The organism is Thauera sp. K11 (assembly GCF_002354895.1).
GTDB lineage: Bacteria > Pseudomonadota > Gammaproteobacteria > Burkholderiales > Rhodocyclaceae > Thauera > Thauera sinica.
In genome coordinates this window covers 3,062,329-3,080,547 of the sequence record NZ_CP023439.1, presented here as the reverse complement: position 1 = coordinate 3,080,547, position 18,219 = coordinate 3,062,329, and the positions used below count along the sequence as shown (strand labels likewise).

Below are 18,219 nucleotides of genomic sequence, written 5' to 3'. Positions count from 1 at the left end.
GCGTCCTAGACGTCGATCAGCCCGCTGCGTACCGCGATCAGCGCCAGTTCCGCCGCGTTGCTGGCGTTGAGCTTTTGCTTGATGTGGTAGAGATGGGTGCCCACCGTGCTCGGGCTCAGGTTGTGCGCGGCGGCGATGTCGCTCACCGAGCGCCCCTGCGCCAGTTGCAGGAAGATCGCGAATTCCTTGTCGGTGAGCGCCGCTGCCGGATCGACGCCGCCGCCGAGCTGGGCCAGTGCGAGCTGCGGCGCCAGCTCCGGGTCCACGTAGCGCTGGCCGCGCGCCACCTGGGCCACGGCGCGGATCAGCTCCTGCGGCTGGGCGCGCTTGGACAGGTAGCCGGTGGCGCCGGCGCGCAGCGCACGCGCCGGGATCTGCGCATCGTCGTGCGCCGACAGCAGCAGCACGTGCGCGCCGGGCGTGTGGGCGAGCAGGCGTTCGAGTGCGCCCAGCCCGCCGATGCCGGGCATGGATACGTCCATCACCAGCACGTCGGGGCGATGCTGCGCGTAGGCCGCCACCGCCGCTTCGCCGCTGTCCGCCTCGCCGGCCACGGTGCCACCGGCGCCTTCCAGCAGCAGGCGGAAACCCATGCGCACCGCGGCGTGGTCGTCGGCAAGGAGGATGCGGAGTCCTTCAAGTGTCTGGGCCATGCTGCAATTCCGGTTCGTTTCCGCGTTTCGGCAGCCGTGCGCTCACGCACAGTCCGCCTTCGGCCGGCGTGTCGATCGCCAGCGTGCCGTCGAGCGCGGCCACCCGCTCCCGCATGCCGGCGATGCCGAAGCGGTCATGCATGCCGTGCCCGGCGGCCAGGCCCCGGCCGTTGTCGCTCACCCGCAGCACGAGCGCGTCGCCCTCGCTGCCGAACACCACTTCGGCGCGCGTGGCGCGGGCGTGGCGGGCGATGTTGGTGAGGCTTTCCTGCAGCAGCCGCAGCACGGCGAGCGAGGTCGTCTCATCCACCGGCCAGGCCGGCGCCTCGATGCGGCAATCCAGTCCGACCTCCGGATGCAGGCCGCTCCACAGCGTGCAGTAGTCGCGCAGGACCTGGTCCGGCGCCGCCCCGGCCGCCGTCGAACGCAGGCGGTGCAGGATGGCGCGCACGCCGTCCTGCATCTGGTCGGTCATCGCCAGGATGGCCTGCGCGCTGCCGTGGAGCTGCGGCAGTTGCTCGCAGCGCTGCATCATCGCGCCGGCGATCGCCCGCACCGCGGTGATTCCCTGGCCGAGTTCGTCGTGCAGCTCGCGCGCGATGAAGCGGCGCTCTTCCTCCAGGCGCAACTGCAGCGCGCGCGCGAAAGCCTGGTCTTCTTCCAGGCGCACGTTCAGCGCGCGGCTCCGATCCAGGTGATCGGCGAGGCGGTTGTAGCTGTCGGCGAGCCGGTCCAGCTCGGCGGCGCCATAGGATGGCAGCCGGGTGTCGAACAGGCCCGCCGCGCCGCGGGACAGGGCGGCGTTGATCTGCGCCAGTGGCGCCAGCGCCCGGTCCAGCGCCAGGCGCACGGCCAGCCCGATCAGCAGCATCGCGGCAAAGGCCCAGCCCAGCCCGGCGGTGAAGTAGTCCCAGGCGTCGAGCACCGCGCGCGAGGCGTCTGGCCGCAGCACGATCTGCCGGTCGCCCGCGTCGAAGATGTGGGTCGGCACGTCGGGCGTGAGCCGCCGGGCGAACCATCCGGGGGCGAAGCGGCCGGCCTTGTAGGTCGGCTCCGGCGACACGTAGATCGGCCGGCCGTCGGTGTCCAGCACCTCCAGCCGGTTGGCGCGCAGCCGCCCCACCGCCGTCAGGTAGGCCATCAGCCGCTCCGGGCCCTGCACGCGGTCGCGCAGGGTTTCGGCCACCAGCACGTTGACCCACTGCTCGGCGACCCGGCTCGCCGCGTTGATCTCCTCGTGGATCGCGCGCCGCGTCTCGTGCATCCAGCCCGCGGTGGCGATGGCGATGACCAGCAGCAGGAGCCCGGTCAGCACCCGGCTGACGCGGGCCCGCAGCGTGGAACGCCGTCCGCCGGCGGGCGGCGTGCCGGCGGACGTTCCCGGCGCGTCGCCGGGAACGGGATGTGAGGGCGGGGAGGACTGCGGCATGGTCGATTGCGGTCGCGGCGGAAGGGGCGGAACGGACGGGGCGCGACCCGAAGGGTGGAGCGGGTATCCGGTCAAGCAACTTTCTTGCCGGATGAGCGGCGGACCGGCCGGCGGCAGGCGCGTCAAACGATTCCCTGCCTGAGGGTGGTCCGCGCGAAGAAGCGCTCGCCGTCGCAGGTTCTCAGGGGGAAAGGTTCGATCAGGCGCAGCGAGGCATACCCCACCAGGTTGAGCCACTGCACGTCGAAGCAGTCGTTGCAGCGCAGGCGGGCGAGGTCGCCGCCGACCGCCAGCAGCGTGGCGGCGGTCCGGTTGATCGCGACGAAGCGGCTGTCCTGGTCGAACACCGCCAGCGCCTCGAGCGGGCCGCCGAGCAGGGCCTGCCGGGCGTGGAAATGCAGGCGGAGAAAGCCGCGCTCGTCGCTTTCCACCAGCCTGTGCTCGATCATCTCGACGGTAGTCTGCAGCAGGGCGCGGATGTGGTCGGAGTTCTCCCGCGAGGTGGCGGCGTGGTCGGCCGCGATCAGCAGGCAGCCGTCGGTGCCGTGGATCGGGACGGCGATCGACAGCACGGGCAGGGTGCCGTCGGCCATGGCGCGGCGCTGCGCGGCCGCGCCGACGATGCGCAGGATCTCGCCGTCGCGGTTGGCCAACTGGACCTCGAGCGAGGGGCTGGCGAACTGCTGGTAGAGGTTTGCCATCACCGGCATGGCGAGCGTCATCAGCCGCATGTGCGTTCCGGTGCTGCCGGAATAGGCGAACAGCGGAGCGGAGTCACTTGGCATCGGGCACAGGGTGTCGTTTGCAGGAGCCTTGGGGTGCTTCATGTCTGCGACTTCCTCGCGACAGGCGGCCGGACTTGCTGCAGTACGTCCCGCACGTTTCATGCCTAGTTTTTGGGCAACGCGGCGCGGTACCGCATCATCGCGCCGTGCGAGATCCGGAGTGCTCCACTACGGAACAGTTGCTCTCAATCGATACACCCGAGCGCATTGCGGGCAGTTTCGAGCACGCTTGCGCGGCGAAAGAGGTGTGCGGGCGCGGGATGGCGGCAATGGCATGGAGACTGCTTTCCCAAGGCCATGAGACGGGCCTCCAGGCCCGCAGACCTTGGAGGAAGGATTCGATGGCGCGACTGGCGCGGATGCTGGCATGGCTCGCCGCCGCCTGCCTGCCGATGCTGATGCCGGCCCCTGCCGCAGCCACCGCGGTGGTGCGGGTGGGCGTGCTGCAGTTCGGTACGGTGAGCTGGGAGATCGAGGCCATGCAGAAGGCCGGACTGCTCGAACGCGAGGGCGTGCGCGTCGAGGTCGTGCCGCTGGCCGTCAACGATGCGGCCAACGTCGCGTTCCAGGGCAATGCGGTGGATGTCATCGTCAACGACTGGATCTGGGTGTCGCGGCAGCGCTCGGAAGGCCGCGCCTATGCCTTCGTGCCCTATTCGCTCGCCGTCGGCGGCGTGATGGTGCGGCCCGATGCCGGCCTGCGCTCGTTCGCCGACCTGCGCGGCAAGCGCCTGGGCATCGCCGGCGGCGCGCTGGGCAAGAGCTGGCTGCTGCTGCGCGCCTATGCCCGCAAGACGGTGGGCGAGGATGCGGCCACCTTCGTGCGCACCGACTTCGCCGCGCCGCCGCTGCTCAACCAGCTCGCGCTCGGCGGCGAGATTCCCGCGGTGCTCAACTACTGGCACTACAACGCCCGGCTGCAGGCGGCGGGCATGCGCGAGATGCTGAGCATGCAGGACATCCTCGCCGGGCTCGGCGTACGGTCCGAACTGCCGATGGTGGGCTGGGTGTTCCGCGAGGACTGGGCGAAGGCCAATCCGGCGGCGATCGAGGGCTTCCTGCGCGCATCGGCGGCGGCGAAGAAACTGATGCTGGAGTCCGACGGCATTTGGACCGCCCTGCGGCCGGTGATGCGGGCGGAAGACCCGGCCACGTTCGAGGCGCTGCGCGCCGGCTATCGCGCGGGGATTCCGCGCGGCACGGCCGCGGAGGCGGAGAGCACCGCCCGGCAGGTGTTCTCCATCCTTGCCGCGGTCGGCGGCCGGGACCTCGTGGGCGACGCGCAAACCCTGGCGCCGGGCACCTTCTGGCAGGCGGGTGGGGATCGGTGACGGGAAGCGGGCAAGGTCTGCGCGACGCCGGCACGTCCCGCGCGCGCGGTGGAGCGGTAGAGCGGCACGCTGCCGCCGGCGCCGCGGCGACGGGGAACGCCCCGCCGCGGGGCGTCCCGGGCGGCGGCGCGGGCCTGCGGCTGGCTTCGATCGTGGTCTTCCTGCTGTCGTGGCAACTGGCGGCGGCGGTGCTGCAGAGCGCCACGCTGCCCACGCCGGGCGCCGTCTTCCAGCGGCTGCTCGCCGAAGTGGCATCGTTCGCGCTGCCGCGGCACCTGGGGATCACGCTGTCGCGCGTCGGCGTCAGCTTCCTGCTGGCGATGGCGATCGGCACGGTGATCGGCATCGCGATGGGGCAATGGCGGCGGCTCGACATGTTCCTCGACACCTGGCTGGTGCTCGGCCTCAACATCCCGGCGCTGGTCACCATCATCCTGTGCTACGTGTGGTTCGGCCTCAACGACTGGGCGGCCATCGTCGCGGTCGCCATCAACAAGATCCCCACCGTGGTGGTGACCGTGCGCGAGGGCGCGCGCGCCGTCGACCCGCACCTGATGCAGGTGGCGGCGGCCTACCGGCTGCCGCGCTGGCGCACCCTGGGCCGGGTCTATCTGCCGCAGCTCCATCCCTACCTGATGGCGGCCGCGCGCGCCGGCCTGTCGCTGATCTGGAAGATCGTCCTGGTGGTGGAGCTGCTCGGGCGCAGCAACGGCATCGGCTTTCAGCTCAACGTGTTCTTCCAGTTCTTCGACATCGCCGGCATCCTCGCCTACACGCTGGTGTTCGCCGCCGTGGTGCTGCTCATCGAGGCGCTGCTGCTGCGCCCGCTGGAGCGCCGGCTGACCGCATGGAGGGGCTGAAGGTGCTCGAGATCGACATCGCCCGCAAGATCTACCCCGACCGCGGCGGCCGCAGCCACGTGGCGCTGCAGGATCTGCACCTGACGGCGCAGCCGGGCGAGTTCGTGTGCCTGGTGGGTCCGTCGGGCTGCGGCAAGAGCACGCTGCTGAACCTGGTCGTCGGCCTGGATGCGGACATGGACGGCCGCGTGACGCTGGAAGGCCGGACGCCGGGCAAGGGCATCGGCGTGATGTTCCAGGAGCCGCGGCTGATGCCCTGGCTCAGCGTGCTGGAGAACGTGCTGCTGGTGACCGCCGATCCGCAGCGCGAAAGGGAAAGGGCGATCGAACTGCTGCAGGCGATGGAACTGGGCGACGTGCTGCACGCCTACCCCGGCCGCCTGTCCGGCGGCATGCAGCGGCGCGTGGCGCTGGCGCGCGCCTTCGTCATCGAGCCGGCGCTGCTGCTGATGGACGAGCCCTTCGTCTCGCTCGACGCGCCGACGGCCGATCGCCTGCGTGCGATGCTGGTCGGGCTTTGGCAGCGCCGGCGGTCGACGGTAGTGTTCGTCACCCACGACCTGCGCGAGGCGATCGCGCTCGCCGACCGTGTCTGCTTTCTGTCCGCCGCGCCGGGGCGGGTCGTGCTCGAGGTGCCGGTTTCGCTGCCCCGGCCGCGCGCGCCCAACGACGCCGCGGTGCTCGCGCTGCGGGAGCGGCTGCTGGCGCAGCACCCGGACCTGCTTGCCGGACTCACCACCCAGGAGCCCGAGATCGATGCCTGAAACGCCGTCCGACGACGCCATCCTCAGCCTGGGCGGGGTGCGCAAGTCCTATGGTCCGCGCGAGGCGCTGAAGGGCGTCAGCCTGGCGATCCGCCCGGGCGAGTTCGTCGCGCTGCTCGGCCCCAACGGTGCGGGCAAGAGCACGATGTTCCAGTTGCTCACCGGCCTGTTCAACGCCGATGCCGGCGAGATCCGCGTCTGCGGCCACGACATCGGACGCAGCCCGGTCGCGGCGCTGGCCTCGATCGGCGTCGTGTTCCAGCAGACCACGCTGGACATGGATCTCAGCGTCGAGGCCAATCTGCGCTTCCACACCCGGCTGCACGGCATCGCCGGGCGCGAGGCCGGCACGCGCATCGCCGCGGCGCTGGCGCGGCTCGGGCTGGCCGAGCGCATGCACGAGCCGGTGCGCGCGCTGTCGGGCGGCAACCGGCGCAAGGTGGAGCTGGCGCGCGCCCAGTTGCACCGCCCGTCGGTGCTGTTGATGGACGAACCCACCGTCGGGCTCGATCCGGCGTCGCGGCGCCAGTTGCTGGACGAGGTGCTGGCCCTGCGCCGCGATGGCGTCGCGGTGCTGTGGGCCACGCATCTCGTCGAGGAGGCGGAGGAGGCCGACCGCGTGGTCGTGCTCGATGCCGGCAAGGTGCTGGCCGAAGGCACGCCCGCCAGCCTCGTCGCGGCGGCGGGCGCGGCCAGCCTCGCCGAGGCATTCCTCGGCATGACCGGGCATCGGGAAGCGGCGCCGGCGTGAGCCGGCACATAGGGGCACGGATGCCGGCGAAGACGGAAGAGACCGGCGGACGAAACCACGGGCGGCGCCTTTCCACGGCCGCGAGGAGACTGGAACCATGAAGAAGAACACGGTGTTCGCAACGATGCTCGCCACGGCGCTGCTGGCGCCGGGGCACGGTGGCGCGCAGGCCAGGGGCACGGGCTACCTTTTCGTCAGCAGCGAGAACGACAACGCGGTGACGGTGCTCGACGGCAAGACCTACGCGGTGGTGAAGACCATCCCGACCGGCGAGCGGCCGCGCGACATGAAGCTCAGCGCCGACGGAACCCAGGTCTATGTGATCGCCAGCAACAAGCATCGGCTGGAAGTGATCGACGTCGCGAAGCTGGCGGTCACGCGGACGATACCGGTGGGCGACGATCCCGAAGCCTTCGACTTCAGCAAGGACGGCAAGCGCATCTACGTGTCGAACGAGGAAGACGCGCAGGTGTCGGTGGTCGATTTCGCTTCCGGCAAGACCATCGCCAAGATCGAGGTCGGCGAGGAGCCCGAGGGGGTCAGGGTCAGCCCCGACGGCAGCCGCGCCTACGTGACCTCCGAGGTGGCGAACATGGTGCACGTCATCGACACCGCGACGAACAAGATCCTGGCCAACGTCATCGTCGGCAACCGCCCGCGCCGCTTCGCGATCACGCCCGACGGCGCGGAAGTCTGGGTCACCAACGAACTGGGGGCGTCGATCAGCATCATCGACGGCGCGACCCACAAGGTGAAGGGCACGGTCGCATTCGAGCCCAGGGGCTTTCGCAAGGACGACGTCACGCCGGTCGGCCTCGTCATGACGCGCGACGGCAAGACGGCCTACGCCACGCTGGGGCGCGCCAACCACGTGGCCGTGATCGACGTGCCGGCGCGGACGGTGAAGGGCTACGTGCTGGTCGGCAACCGGGCGTGGGGCGTGCAGCTCAGCCGCGACGAAAGCCTGCTCTACGTCGTCAATGGCCTGTCCGACGACCTGTCCATCGTCGATACGAAATCCCTGAAGGTCTTGAAGTCGGTGCCGGTGGGCCGCGTGCCGTACGGCGTGGTGGCCGACGACTGAAGGCCCGGCGGCCCGCATTTCGCGACTTCGGAACACGAGGAGGAACCGCCCGCATGCCGATCCGACACATCGCCCGCCGCCTGGCCGCAGTGGCCGGCGGCATTCGCCTCGCCGCCGGCCGTCGTGCGCCCGCGCTCGCGGCACTCGCCTGCGCCGCGGCCGCGGGCCTGCTGCCGGGCGCGCCCGCGCATGCCGCGCAGGTGAAGTTCGGCTTCCTGGAACTCGGCCGGGACGCCCGCTACGACGAGGAGAAGACCTATTTCCGCAGCCTGTCCCGTCCGCTCGGCCGGCCGGTGGCCGGCGCCGAGGTGGCGCTGCGCGAGTCGCGCTTCGTCGGCCAGGCGGTGGGCGCGGAATTCGCGCTCGAGCGTGCGCAGGCCGACGATGCGAAGGGGCTGGTGGAGCAGATCGGCAAGCTCCATGCCGCCGGCGTGCGCTTCTTCCTGATCGACGCGCCGGGCGCGGTGGTGGCCCAGGTGGCGCAGGCGGTGCGCGGGCGCGAACTGCTGCTGTTCAACGTGTCGGCCGCCGATGACGCGCTGCGCCAGGAGCAGTGCCAGCCCAACCTGCTGCACACCATCCCCAACCATGCGATGCAGGCGGACGCGATGGCGCAGTACCTGGTGTCGCGCAAGTGGCGCACGGTGCTGCTGCTCGAGGGGCCCCTGCCCGACGACAAGCTCGTTGCCGCCGCGTTCGAGAATGCGGCGCGGCGCTTCGGCCTCAAGATCGCCGACAAGCGCGCCTTCCTGCTCAGCAACGATCCGCGCCAGCGCGACCAGGGCAACGTCGGCCTGCTCACCGCCGGCCCCGACTACGACGCGGTGTTCGTCGCCGACACCGACGGCGAGTTCGCGCGCAGCGTGCCCTACCGCACCGTGCGTCCGCGGCCGGTGGTGGGCAGCGAGGGGCTGGTGGCCGAGGCGTGGCACTGGGCATGGGAGCGCCACGGCGCGCCGCAGCTCAACAGCCGGCTCGAGAAGCAAGCCTCGCGCCGCATGGCGAGCCCCGACTGGGCGGCATGGATCGCGGTGAAGGCGGTGGTGGAGGCGGTGGTGCGGACCAACGGCGGCGACTTCCGCACGCTGGCGAAGTACATCGGCGGCGACGAGATCACGATCGACGGCTTCAAGGGCAACCGTCTCGGCTTCCGGCCGTGGGACGGCCAGTTGCGCCAGCCCGTCCTGCTCGCCACGCACAACGCGGTGATCGAGCGCGCGCCGATCCAGGGCTTCCTGCACCAGACCAACAACATGGACACGCTGGGTTTCGACCGGCGCGACAGCCGCTGCAAGTTCTGACCGACCGGACCTTCCCGATGAGACCCGCTCATGCCCTGCTCGCGCTCCAGGCCGTCACCAGCCGGGAGATCGCGAAATTCGTCCGCCAGGGCGGCCGCCTCGCCTCGGCGCTGGTGCGCCCGCTGCTGTGGCTGGTGGTGTTCGCCGCCGGCTTCCAGAACGTCTTCGGCGTCTCCATCATTCCGCCCTACGACACCTATATCCCGTACCAGGTCTACATCGTGCCCGGCCTGCTCGGCATGGTGCTGCTGTTCAACGGCATGCAGTCGTCTCTGGCGATGGTCTATGACCGCGAGATGGGGGTGATGCGCCTGCTGCTGACGGCGCCGCTGCCGCGCTGGTACCTGCTGCTGGCCAAGCTGCTGGCCGGCACCCTGCTGTCGGTGCTGCAGGCCTACGTCTTTCTCGCCATCGCGGCGCTGTTCGGCGTCGCCGTGCCGTGGATGGGCTGGCTGCAGGCGCTGCCGGTGCTGGTGCTGAGCGGCATGATGCTGGGCGCGCTGGGCCTGTTGCTGTCGGTGCAGATCCGCCAGCTCGAGAACTTCGCCGGGACGATGAATTTCGTCATCTTCCCGATGTTCTTCCTGTCGCCGGCGCTGTATCCGCTGTGGAAGCTGGAAGAGTCGGGGGCCGAGGCGATCCACTTCGTCGCGCAGTGGAACCCCTTCACCCATGCGGTGGAGGCGATCCGCTTCGCGCTCTACGGCCAGGTCTCGGCCGTGTCGCTGTCCATCGTCGCGGGCTGCCTGGTGGCATTCTTCTTGCTGGCCGCATGGGGGTACGACCCCCAGCGCGGCATGCTGAAACGCACCGGCAAGCCGGGCTGACAACGATACGAACATCCGGCAGCGGAGGAGCAATGATCATCACCACCAGGCATCTCGTTCTGGCGGCCGCCTGCGGCGTCGCCGCAGGCGGCGCGCCCGCCCACGGCCCGGCCCGGCTCAAGATCGAGCACAGCGTCGACATCCAGGCCCCGGCGGACAAGGTGTGGGCGCGCATCGGCGATTTCCAGGACATGTCCTGGCATCCCGCGGTCGCCGGCACCCGGGGAAGCGGCGGCAACGCGCCGCAGGCGACGCGGCTGCTGACGCTCAAGGGCGACGGCAAGGCGACGATCGAGGAGGCACTGAACAAGTACAGCGCCGAGAACATGAGCTACATGTACAAGATCACCAACGTCGACGTGGCGGTGCTGCCGGTGACGAACTACGCGTCGACCATCACCGTCACCCCGACCGGCCCCGCCAGCAGCAAGGTCGAGTGGCGGGGCGGCTTCTACCGCGGCTTCCCGAACAACGACCCGCCGCCCGACCTCAATGACGACGCCGCGATCAAGGCGGTGACCGGCATCTACCAGTCCGGCCTGGAAGCGCTGAAGAGCGAGATGGAGAAGGGCGGCCGCTGAGCGGAAAGGCGCGCCCCGGACGGGAGACGGCGGGGCGGCCGTGCGTCTTCGATGCGGTTCCGGACGCCGCCGTCAGAACGGGATCGGCGGCATGGTCACCAGGCGGTTGCGTCCCGAATGCTTGGCCTGGTAGAGCCCCCGGTCCGCCCGCCGCATGGCGACGTCCACGTCGTCGTGGTCGGGCGTGGCCAGCGCCAGCCCGAGGCTGATCGACAGGCTGCCGACGACCGGGGTGGGGCTCGCCTGGATGGCGAAGCGGATCTTCTCGCCGACGCGCCGCGCGCCGTCGAGATCGGTCGCGGGCAGTACCGCCAGGAACTCCTCCCCGCCGAAGCGGGCGACGAAGTCGCTCTCGCGGATCGACTGCTTCAGGATGTCGGCGGCGTGGCGCAATACCGCGTCGCCGGCGGCATGGCCGTGCGAGTCGTTGATGGACTTGAAATGGTCGAGGTCCATCATCAGCACGGCGTAGGGGTTGCCGGACCGCTTCATGCGGACGAACTCGTCGGCGAGCCGCTCGTTGCCGGCCAGCCGGTTCGGCAGCCCGGTGAGCGCATCGCGCCGGGCGAGCAGGCGCAGTTCCACGTTGGCGCGCGCCAGTTCCTGCGTGCGTTCGGCCACCTTCTGTTCGAGCCGGGCGTTCATCTCCGCCAGCGCCTCGGTCGCCTTGTGCAGGGCCTGCTCGTCGCGCTTGCGCGCGGTGATGTCGGTCACGCAGCCGGCCATGCGCATCGGCCGCCCGTCTGCGCCGCGCTCGACGACCTCGCCGCGGTCGAGCACCCAGATCACGCTGCCGTCGGTCCTGCGCATGCGGTGTTCGTGGCGGTATCGCCCGCTCTCGGCCTTTGCCGCGTCGATGGCGGCGAGCACCGCTTCGCGGTCGTCCTCGTGCAACTGGGATGCGAACACTTCGATCGGATGCCGCAGATCGCTCAAGGGAAAGCCCAGCAGCGCGCACCAGCTCGCATTGTGGGTGACGAGGCCGCGCTCGATGTCCCAGTCCCAGATGCCCTCGCCGGCCGCCGCCATGGCGTAGGCGTAGCTGCGCTCGCGCTCCTCGATGACCTTGTGCGCGCGCTGCAGGTCGGTCACGTCGTGCGCGATGACCAGGATGCGGTGCTCGCCGTCCGGGCCGCGGAGCGGCTTCTTGATCGAATGGAAATGGCGGATCTCGCCCGTCTCGGCGTTCGTGGAGCTTTCCTGCACCAACTGCGTTTCGCCGCCCAGCATCACGCTCTGCACGTTCCGCAGGTAGAAGTCCACCTGCTCGCGATTGGGGTTGAAATGGCCGTCGTCCTTGCCCACCAACTGGTCGGGCGTCGTCCCGTACAGCGTCGCCAGTGCCATGTTGCCGAGCAGGAAGCGGCCGTTCCAGTCCTTCATCAGGATGATGTCGGGCGACTCGTCGATGACGGTGCGCAGCAGTTCCTCGCCCTCCCTGGCGCGCACCCAGCGCGCCACCGCCTCGCCGGCATCCGCGCCGCCCGGACCGGCGGCGCCGCAGTCGCGGCAGTGTATGGCCCATCGTCCCGCGGCGTCGCCGGAAACGAAGGTGTGCGGCGAATGGCAGAACGGGCAGGGTGCGGGAGCCAGATCGGTGGGAGAACTGCTCGACGGCATGGTGTGGGTTCGCTGATGTCCTCTGCCGCGGACTGACATGGCCGCGGAAACCGAGATGTTACCGAAGCGTGCGGCGATGGTGCGCGGTCATGTTGATGGCGTGCCCTGCCGCGCCGCCGCCGCTGTTGCGTTTTTCCCGCAACTTCCGCTGCCGGGACGCCCCGCGGTGCCGCGCGGACCGGGGCCGGGGGCGATCAAGGATTCAGCTCCTCGTTCTCGAACTGCAGGTAGAGCCTGTGCACGTTCCGTGGATGCAGGACGGCATGGAGTGCCCAGTCCGCGAACCCGGGCAGCCTGGTATCGCGTATCGCTTCGTACAGACTCGCGCCGCCCCGCTGCCTCGCCAGCACCTCTTCGGCGAGCCGCTCGATGTAGTGCCGCACCGGCACGAGCGCGCCGGCGTCCGCCACCGGACCGTAGCCGGGGACCAGGGTGCGTGGCGACAGCTTGCCGAGGGCGTCGAGCGCATCGAGCCAGCCCCGGACGTCGGCGTCGCGCAGGTCGGGTATGCGGCCGACGGACACCAGCGCCCCGGCGAAGAGGGTGCCGCTGGCCGGATCGAGCACCGCGAGATCGCCCGGCGTGCTGCCCCAGCCGAAGTGGAGCAGGCGCAGCCGGCGGCCGCCGGCCTCGATGTCGCCGGATTGCGAAACCGTACGCGCCGGCACCACCACGCGGGTGCCGCGCATCGCCTGCGCGCCGAGCAGGCGCGTGAGGTTGCGCAGGCATTGCTCGCAGCGCTCGCCGATGAGCCGCGCGGCGGCCTCGTGGGCGAGCAGCGGGATTCCGCGCTCGGCGAAGGCCGCGCTGCCCATGATGAATTCCTGCAGCGGCTGGGTGATCACCGCGAGCACCACCGGCTTGCCGCCGATGCGCTCCGCCGCCTCGAGCAGCTCGCGGCCATGGCGGTAGGAACTTCCGGTATTGATGACGACGGTGCCATCGGGGCCGACGATGAAGCCGGCGTTGCCGACCCTGCCGCGGTTTTCGGGGCTGGCCTCGTTCGTGCTTCCGATGATCGTGTAGATGCCGTTCCCGGCAGGCGTCACGACCGGCGCGGCCGTCTCCGCCGCGAGCGCCGGGCCCGCCGTCAGGCAGGCGACGAGCATCGCGGCCCGCCGCGCACGCGGCAGCGCATCCTTCAGTCGAACCCGGAGCAAGGGGAGCAGGCGATGAACGAACGGAAAGGGACCTGGACGGGATGGCCGGGGCGGGTGTTGCTGCTGGCCGGCCTGCTGGCGGCGGTGTCCGTCCGGGCCGAGGCGCCGGCGCTGGTGGTGGCGCCCTTCGACCTGATCGACGATCACCCCGATCCGGCCCGCGCCGCCGATCAAGAGCGGCGCCTCTCGGCGATCCGCGGCCAGTTCGTCGACGGGGTGGAGTCGCATGGCCTTTATCGCGTGGCGGCGCCGGGGGCGGCGGCGGATGCTCTTGCCCGGCTGAGGGCGCAGCGCGAGTTCCTGTACGACTGCCCGCCGTGCAAGACGGAACTCGGCAAGGCTGCCGGCGTGCGCCTGGTGGCGGTGGGCTGGGTGCAGAAGGTCAGCAACCTGATCCTCAACATCAACGTGGAGATCAGCGATGCCGGCAGCGGGCGGGTGGTCTTCGTCAAGTCGGTCGACATCCGCGGCAACACCGACGAATCCTGGATGCGCGGCATGCGCTTCCTGGTCCGCGAACTGGCCGAGCGCGGCCAGGCGGGCAAGCTGCCCGGCGGCTGACCGGGCGGCGCGCCGGGGCGTGCGAGCGCGCCGCCCGCACACGCTGGCAGCATCGTGCCCACATGCTCAGTTGGTGCTCTTCGAGGGTTGCACCAGCAGCGCGGTCTCGAAGCGCAGCGCATTGCTGTCGACCACTTCCGCCTTCAGCTCTCCCTGGCCCGCGGGCTGGAAGTAGAAGCGGAAATTGGGGTTCTCGCTGATCGAGAAATCGACCTCGGCGCTCATCACCGGCTCGCCGGCATAGCTGACGCGGACGGTGCGCACGTAGTGCGCCGGCGTGTAGTGCCGCGTGAGCTGGTCCATCGCCAGCCCCGAGTGGTTGGGGTGGCTCACCATCAACTGCGCGAGCACGGGCCGGCCGGCCGCCGGTTCGCCATCGATGCGCAGCCGCATCCTGCCCAGCGTGGCCAGGGCGGCCTGCGCGTCCTTGCCCGGCGGCGCGGAACAGCCGCCCGATGCCTTCACGAAGCGGGTGCTCATGTAGAGCCGCCCGTCGCTGGTCTCTGCGACGGCGCGCACGTGCGTGTAGGCGTCGATGCGGACCCGCGTCTCGATGTCGGCGCGCCCGCTTGCCGGCGTGAAGTGGAATATCGCGCCGAGCGGGGAAGGGTTGTTGTCGATGATCAGGTAGATGCTGCGGATGTAGCGCGCGTCGGTCTGGGCGAGCCGCGTCCTCACCGCGATCGGCACGATCGCGGCGTCTTCGGCGCGCGCCGGGGCTTCGAGCTGCAGCACGTCGTCGGCCGGGGTGTGGATCGCCCGGCCGGCGAACAGGCTGTCGCGCACCTGCAGCCACATCGGATTCGCTTCCGCGTCGAGCGCCGGGTCGGCACTGCCGGCGGGCTGGGCGTGCAGCATCTTGCCCAGGGCCAGCAGCAGGGGAAGCGCGATCAGCCTTCTGCGATTCGGATTCATGCCTGCCTCCTGCGCATCAGTCTTCCCATTCCAGCTCGGCATACGCGGCCGTCAGGTTGCGGCGGTGGAATTCGGCTGCGAGCTGCCATCCCGCGGTGCCGGTGCCGGCGAGTTCGTCGACCGCGCGCGACATCGGTACTCCAGCCTTGATCGCGGCGCGCACGCCGTCGCGCACGGCCGACAGGTAGGCTTCCTGCGGCGCGATCGCCCGGCGAAGGTCGGCGGTCGTGTCGCCGTGGCCCGGGACCGCCCGCTGCACGTCGAGGGCCTTGAGTTCGCCGATCGCCTCGAGCCAGCCGCGAAGCCGGCCGTCGATGACCGGCAGGTGGCCGATGAAGAGCAGATCGCCGGTGAACAGCGTACCCGTGCGTTCGTCGTAGACGGTCAGGTCGTTGTCGGTGTGGGCGGTGGGCCACGCCCTGAGTTGCAGCCGGCGTTCGCCGAGATCGAGCGTCGCCCGCTCCGCTACCGTCCGCGTCGGGTAGACCACCGTTTCCGCCGCGAGTGCCTGCCCGGATTCGCGGCGGAAGGCTTCGAGATAGTAGGGTGCGCGCGCGGAGAGCGAGGGGCCGAGCCGCACGTGCCCGACGAATTCCGGCGGGGGGCTGCCGCCCGCCAGCGCGACGTTGCCCAGCACGTGGTCGGGATGCACGTGGGTGTTGATCACGTAGCACACGGGCAGTGCGGTCAGGCGCCGTATCGCGGCGCGCAGCCGCTCGCCCAGCGCGGGGCTGCCGCCGGTGTCGATCACCGCGGCGCAGCGCGAGCCGACGACGACGCCGAGATTGGCCACGTCGCTCGCGCTGCCGGCCGACCAGGCGCGATGGCTGCCGTGGTGGACGTGGACGCCGGGCGCGATCTCGGTCATCGGCAGCGGCTCGACGGCGGCTTCCCCTGCATGGACCGCGCCGGCGGCGAGCATGACGGCGGCCAGCAGCGCGCCCGGCGATATCGCCGGGCGGCGCATTGCCGCGCGGGGAGTGCTCATCGTCCGGCCTACTTCGCCGTGGCGTCGATGAAGCAATGCTTGTTGGCGCGGGCCTGGATCTCGCGCAGGCGCCGCACTTCCTTGCCGACGGCGGTGTTGTCGCGCAGCACGGCGCCGCGCTCGCCCGCGATGCGCTGCGCCAGCGTGGCCGTGTGCAGCGTCGTGTATTCGTCGTAGCCGATCTCGCTGGCGACGGCGTCGAGCGCGCAGGAGCACTTGCTGATCATCTCGTAGCCGTCGCCCGGATGCTGCTGCATGCATTCCTGCACGTAGAGCACCCGCTCCTGCGTCGGAAAGTCGTTGGGGCGGGCCGCCGAGACCGGCGGAGCCAGCAGCATTGCAAGCACGAATGGCAGGAACGGGCCGGGTTTCATCGGGTTTCCTCTCGGGGGCGGGGTACGGCATCGGCGCCGTCGATGTACATCTCTTCGACCATCAGCGGCGGCGAAGATGCGTCGTCGGCGCGGTCGATCCGGCTGCGGATGCCGTACACGCGGCCGGGAACGGCGTCGGACATCATGAAGACGTAGTGCTTGCGGGCGAGGCGCTCGAAGCGCGCCCGCGACGGATCGTCCTCATACGGCGAGATGGTGACCTCCTGGCCGTCGACCGCGCGTCCGCGGTAGCGGAAGGTGGCCGGCTGCACCTGTGCGCCGTTGTAGACCGCCATGCGGATGCGTTTGCGGAAATGCGCCTGCTGCCCCTTGGTCAGCCGCTGCATGTCGCGCACGTCGTGCTCGAGGAAATACAGGATCACCGGGTTCGAGCGCGCCTCGTCGATCTGCGGCAGCGCGAGCCTGTGCGCGCCGCTGAGGAATTCGCCCGCGGCGGTGCAGCAACTGCCGTCCGGCCGGGGGCCGAGCGCGATGCTGACGGTGTCCTCGAACGGGGCTTCGAGGCTGCCCGACTTGCGGAACGCGTAGCGCAGGGTCGTCGGCGGACGCTCGGCGGCGAGATGTTCGTCCACGAACAGCAACTGCTCGGCGGCGGAGTAATCGGGTGCCGGCTCCGCGCGGGCCGCCAGCGCCGGCAGGCAGACGGCGAGGCCCAGGAGAAGGCGGGAAAGCATCCGCCCCGGCACGATCCCCGACGGCCCTGCCTGGACGGGGCGGCCGCAGCCGGGAGGTGAGCGCCGGGCGGGCATGCTCATCGTCCGTCCGCGGCCGCCGCGGGCGGCTCTTTGCTCAGGGGCACCCGGTATTCGGCGAGGATGGACAGGATTTCGGCGCGATGCGCGTCGATGAACTGCTCGACCTGCTTCTTCCACTCCGGCTCGCCATAGCGCACGCCCATGCCGACGGAGAACTCCATCGGGATGCCCGGCTCGGACCGGATCGGCACGACGTGCATCGGCTGTTTCGCGGCCACCTTGCCGTAGTAGCTGCCGACCGGGCCCCACACGATCGCGACGTCGATCTTTCCCGATGCGAGGTCTTGCTCGATGATGCGCCCGGGGTAGTAGTCCATCTCCATGTTGATCGTGTGATACGGCACCCCCTGGTCGACGAGGTTGTGCCTCGCCATCCACTGCGAGGCGGGCGACTGGTCGAACACGCCGATCTTCAGCCCGGCGAGCCTGTCCGGGCCGAGCGCCAGGAAGTCGTCGCTGCTGCGCACGTCGTCCAGCCCCTTGCCAGCCGGAAACACCAGCACGTACGGCGAGCGGAAATAGGGCCTGGTCACCGACGCCTGGCCGAAGCCGACCGGCAGCCCCATGATGATGTCGCACGGATAGTCCTCGCCCGGCAGCTTGTAGCGCAGGGTGTTGCGGATGAAGACGAAGCGCTGCGGGTAGTTGTAGTAGGTGACCGGCAGGTCGAGCGACTTGCCGAACAGCTCGGCGATGCGGTTCTCGAAACCCTGCTGCCTGTCGTTGGCGAACGGCAGGTTGTTCGGGTCCTGGCAGACGCGCAGCGCCTTGCGCTCCGGCGCCGGCGCACGCTCCTGGGCGCCGGCGGCGCCGCTCGCCAGCGCGGCGGCGATGCCGGCGACGATCATGGCGGCGATCCGTCCGGCCCTGCGTGGATGGCGTCCCGCCGGCCTCTCTGGCATTGGGGTCATCGTCGCTCCTCCGGGCTCACTCCATCGGCTGGACCTTGGCCTGCGTGATGGCGCCGTCCGAGCGCCCTTTCAGGTAGGCATACAGGCTGTCGATGTTGTCCATCACGTTGGGATTGTTGCCGAAGCTCTGCATGCCTTTCTCCAGCCTGCCGTCGCGCACCGTCTGGACGAACTGCTCCTTGGTCAGGACTTTCAGGCTTTCGATGAGCGAAGGGCCGACCAGGCCCTCCTGGTTCGCGCCATGGCAGCGGTCACAGGCCGCGGCGCGCCAGGTGCGGAATCCTTTCAGCGTGTTCGCGTCGACCTTGTTGCCGTCGATCACGGTGTACAGCGGTTTCTGATCATCCGCAGCATGGACGGGGCCGCCGACGATCATCAGTGCTGCACACAACAACATCGCGTACTTCATGGGTGAATCCTCCTCGCTTGCTGCGGACGCGCCGTGGCTGCATGGGCCCGGCGCCTGTGGTTTGATACGGGCCGGCCGCGCCCGCGGGCGGGGCATCCGCCGCGGCGGGCCGTCGCCTTCCTCTTGCTGTCCGTGACAC

The 18,219-nt window shown here is 70.4% G+C and carries 20 protein-coding genes; 9 read left to right on the top strand and 11 right to left on the bottom strand.

What is annotated here, in order from left to right:
- Positions 1-5: 5 nt before the first annotated feature.
- The 3 genes from CCZ27_RS13385 to CCZ27_RS13375 form a co-directional block, all read right to left on the bottom strand.
- Entirely contained in the window at positions 6-653 is a 648-nt protein-coding gene (locus CCZ27_RS13385) for a response regulator (protein WP_096448917.1), read from the bottom strand.
- The gene (locus CCZ27_RS13380) at positions 637-2,082 is read right to left on the bottom strand and encodes a sensor histidine kinase (protein ID WP_096448915.1); all 1,446 of its coding nucleotides are present in this window, start codon (positions 2,080-2,082) and stop codon (positions 637-639) included. Before CCZ27_RS13380 ends, CCZ27_RS13385 begins: the two co-directional genes overlap by 17 nt.
- A 122-nt stretch (positions 2,083-2,204) precedes the next feature.
- Complete coding sequence (locus tag CCZ27_RS13375; RefSeq protein WP_157748582.1) at positions 2,205-2,909, bottom strand: sigma-54-dependent transcriptional regulator family protein; 705 nt, start codon at positions 2,907-2,909, stop codon at positions 2,205-2,207.
- A 299-nt stretch (positions 2,910-3,208) separates the two neighbouring features.
- Here CCZ27_RS13375 and CCZ27_RS13370 point away from each other — a divergent pair, with 299 nt between their 5' ends.
- The 8 genes from CCZ27_RS13370 to CCZ27_RS13335 all read left to right on the top strand — a co-directional run bounded on the left by CCZ27_RS13370 (position 3,209) and on the right by CCZ27_RS13335 (position 10,366).
- Entirely contained in the window at positions 3,209-4,198 is a 990-nt protein-coding gene (locus tag CCZ27_RS13370) for an ABC transporter substrate-binding protein (protein WP_096448910.1), read from the top strand.
- Positions 4,195-5,058 carry an ABC transporter permease gene (locus CCZ27_RS13365; protein ID WP_232516401.1) on the top strand — a complete coding sequence of 288 codons (864 nt, stop codon included), beginning with the start codon at positions 4,195-4,197 and terminating at the stop codon, positions 5,056-5,058. The genes CCZ27_RS13370 and CCZ27_RS13365 overlap by 4 nt, the downstream gene beginning before the upstream one ends.
- Positions 5,059-5,060: 2 nt before the next feature.
- Entirely contained in the window at positions 5,061-5,822 is a 762-nt protein-coding gene (locus tag CCZ27_RS13360; RefSeq protein WP_096452549.1) for an ABC transporter ATP-binding protein, read from the top strand.
- Positions 5,815-6,573, top strand: coding sequence for a lanthanide ABC transporter ATP-binding protein PedB/LutE (locus CCZ27_RS13355; protein WP_096448908.1), 759 nt, complete (start codon positions 5,815-5,817; stop codon positions 6,571-6,573). The genes CCZ27_RS13360 and CCZ27_RS13355 overlap by 8 nt, the downstream gene beginning before the upstream one ends.
- Positions 6,574-6,670: 97 nt before the next feature.
- A complete protein-coding gene (locus tag CCZ27_RS13350; RefSeq protein ID WP_096448906.1) occupies positions 6,671-7,657 on the top strand; it encodes a PQQ-dependent catabolism-associated beta-propeller protein in 987 nt (328 codons plus the stop codon).
- 53 nt (positions 7,658-7,710) lie between these two features.
- Positions 7,711-8,958 carry a lanthanide ABC transporter ABC transporter substrate-binding protein PedA1 gene (locus tag CCZ27_RS13345; RefSeq protein ID WP_096448904.1) on the top strand — a complete coding sequence of 416 codons (1,248 nt, stop codon included), beginning with the start codon at positions 7,711-7,713 and terminating at the stop codon, positions 8,956-8,958.
- Positions 8,959-8,975: 17 nt separating this feature from the next.
- Entirely contained in the window at positions 8,976-9,785 is an 810-nt protein-coding gene (locus CCZ27_RS13340; protein ID WP_096448902.1) for a lanthanide ABC transporter permease protein PedC, read from the top strand.
- A gap of 32 nt (positions 9,786-9,817) precedes the next feature.
- Positions 9,818-10,366: an SRPBCC family protein gene (locus CCZ27_RS13335; RefSeq protein WP_096448900.1), complete on the top strand. Its 549-nt coding sequence runs from the start codon at positions 9,818-9,820 to the stop codon at positions 10,364-10,366.
- 72 nt (positions 10,367-10,438) lie between these two features.
- Here CCZ27_RS13335 and CCZ27_RS13330 read toward each other — a convergent pair whose 3' ends face one another.
- Together CCZ27_RS13330 and CCZ27_RS13325 are read right to left on the bottom strand one after the other, a co-directional pair.
- Positions 10,439-11,986: a diguanylate cyclase gene (locus tag CCZ27_RS13330; RefSeq protein WP_096448898.1), complete on the bottom strand. Its 1,548-nt coding sequence runs from the start codon at positions 11,984-11,986 to the stop codon at positions 10,439-10,441.
- Positions 11,987-12,180: 194 nt separating this feature from the next.
- A complete protein-coding gene (locus CCZ27_RS13325; RefSeq protein ID WP_157748581.1) occupies positions 12,181-13,095 on the bottom strand; it encodes an MBL fold metallo-hydrolase in 915 nt (304 codons plus the stop codon).
- A gap of 63 nt (positions 13,096-13,158) precedes the next feature.
- Between CCZ27_RS13325 and CCZ27_RS13320 the strand changes: the two genes are divergently transcribed.
- Positions 13,159-13,707: a DUF3280 domain-containing protein gene (locus CCZ27_RS13320; protein ID WP_096448894.1), complete on the top strand. Its 549-nt coding sequence runs from the start codon at positions 13,159-13,161 to the stop codon at positions 13,705-13,707.
- A gap of 66 nt (positions 13,708-13,773) precedes the next feature.
- Here CCZ27_RS13320 and CCZ27_RS13315 read toward each other — a convergent pair whose 3' ends face one another.
- The 6 genes from CCZ27_RS13315 to CCZ27_RS13290 all read right to left on the bottom strand — a co-directional run bounded on the left by CCZ27_RS13315 (position 13,774) and on the right by CCZ27_RS13290 (position 18,080).
- Positions 13,774-14,622, bottom strand: a complete 849-nt coding sequence (locus CCZ27_RS13315) for a quinoprotein dehydrogenase-associated SoxYZ-like carrier (RefSeq protein WP_096448892.1) — start codon at positions 14,620-14,622, stop codon at positions 13,774-13,776.
- Between the two features lie 16 nt (positions 14,623-14,638).
- Positions 14,639-15,610 carry a quinoprotein relay system zinc metallohydrolase 2 gene (locus tag CCZ27_RS13310; RefSeq protein WP_232516400.1) on the bottom strand — a complete coding sequence of 324 codons (972 nt, stop codon included), beginning with the start codon at positions 15,608-15,610 and terminating at the stop codon, positions 14,639-14,641.
- Between the two features lie 8 nt (positions 15,611-15,618).
- Positions 15,619-15,984, bottom strand: a complete 366-nt coding sequence (locus CCZ27_RS13305) for a hypothetical protein (protein WP_198363121.1) — start codon at positions 15,982-15,984, stop codon at positions 15,619-15,621.
- Positions 15,981-16,679 (bottom strand): hypothetical protein, encoded by a 699-nt coding sequence (locus tag CCZ27_RS13300; protein ID WP_096448886.1) that lies wholly within the window; start codon positions 16,677-16,679, stop codon positions 15,981-15,983. The genes CCZ27_RS13305 and CCZ27_RS13300 overlap by 4 nt, the downstream gene beginning before the upstream one ends.
- Positions 16,680-16,756: 77 nt before the next feature.
- Complete coding sequence (locus tag CCZ27_RS13295) at positions 16,757-17,608, bottom strand: quinoprotein dehydrogenase-associated putative ABC transporter substrate-binding protein (RefSeq protein ID WP_232516399.1); 852 nt, start codon at positions 17,606-17,608, stop codon at positions 16,757-16,759.
- 79 nt (positions 17,609-17,687) lie between these two features.
- Entirely contained in the window at positions 17,688-18,080 is a 393-nt protein-coding gene (locus tag CCZ27_RS13290; protein ID WP_096448882.1) for a c-type cytochrome, read from the bottom strand.
- Positions 18,081-18,219: the final 139 nt, after the last annotated feature.